1 protein-coding gene is annotated in these 1247 nt (G+C 58.1%); it reads right to left on the minus strand.

Going from position 1 to position 1247, the window contains the following annotated elements; genetic code table 11:
• Positions 1-418 precede the first annotated feature (418 nt).
• Positions 419-1093: a hypothetical protein gene (locus tag CH341_RS33930; RefSeq protein WP_146604716.1), complete on the minus strand. Its 675-nt coding sequence runs from the start codon at positions 1091-1093 to the stop codon at positions 419-421.
• Between the last annotated feature and the right edge of the window lie 154 nt (positions 1094-1247).

Raw genomic sequence — 1247 nt, forward strand, 5'->3', positions numbered from 1 at the left:
ATGTCGTCGCGGGCTGGCGTGCGAGCCGGAACCGGCTGGCTTGCTGGCGGACGTTGCGGCCTTCGCGCCGCCCCGGAATGACCACCGAGTGAATCAGCCGGATGCCGTATCATGCGGACAGCCGCGACTCGGGCTCTGCCACCGCGACTCCCGCCATCCGACCACGTCCCACCTCATGGTGAGGTGCGAGCGCAGCGAGCCTCGAACCATGTGGCCCCGGCCCTCGCGACGCGGAACAACCCCGTAGCCCGGGGTGAGGGGCTACGATCAGCCCAGGCTACTCTTGAATATTGCGCGCGGGCTACGCTTGCTGCACGCTCCGTCCAGGCTACGAGCGAGCCGGGCTACGCTTGCTACGAATGGACCCGGGCTACGCTTGCTGTCGCCGCAATTCCCATAATTCCGTAATTCAGATAATTCAATTCTCCAATTTCGAAATACCTAATGTCCGTTCAATCTGTTTTCTGAGGTTAGTAAGTCCACGCTGATCGCTGGGCGTCTTTGGTAACGTGATTGCATCGAGGCCATCATACCCGTTCTTGGCCTCAAGCCGAATGTGCTTGTTGTCGGCCTTCTCGCGATAGCCGTGCCGAAGGAGGATCGCTGTTAACTCTGCGGCTATTCGCTTCGGGTCTTTCGTTGCTCGCTGCAAGTCCTCAAGCAATTCGGAGAGCGCGGGGGAAGTGGGAAGATTTTTCGCAATTGCTTGGAGAACACTTATCGATCGGCGGTCGAGGCCGATTTGCTCGGCCCGTGACGCGCAATCCTTGGCTGCAAAACGGAGTCTATCTGAAAACTCCCCCGGGTAAAGCTCAGGGCCAACCTGCTTCGCAAGGAGCGAGGACAATAGCCCATCCTCGACCTCGATTGCCTCCTCAGTTTGGTGCGCCGCAATTTGCCCTTCAAGCTGCCGGATGCGGTCCTGGAGATTCTCAATCTCGTCCTTATAAAGGCTCTCAGTTTCAGCTATACTTAGGCGGTTGTGGTCGCGTTCCCGTTGTCGGCGTAACGCTTGTTCCTGCAGTTCAGTCCAATCCCATCCCTCCGAGGGCATCTGGCTGCGAATTGTGATGATAGCCTCACGAACTATCACCGGAAGGCCCTCAACATCGGATAACCGGAAACCGAGAGAGTACCGTCGTAAGATACCGCGACCTGGAAGCGCAAGGCCTAGAGCGGAATCCGATCATGCTGCATCGTATCCCGCGTTGGCGAAATAGTTTGCGCATTCTCCGGGTGTGAAGGTG

The organism is Rhodoplanes roseus (genome assembly GCF_003258865.1).
Taxonomy (GTDB): Bacteria; Pseudomonadota; Alphaproteobacteria; order Rhizobiales; family Xanthobacteraceae; genus Rhodoplanes; species Rhodoplanes roseus.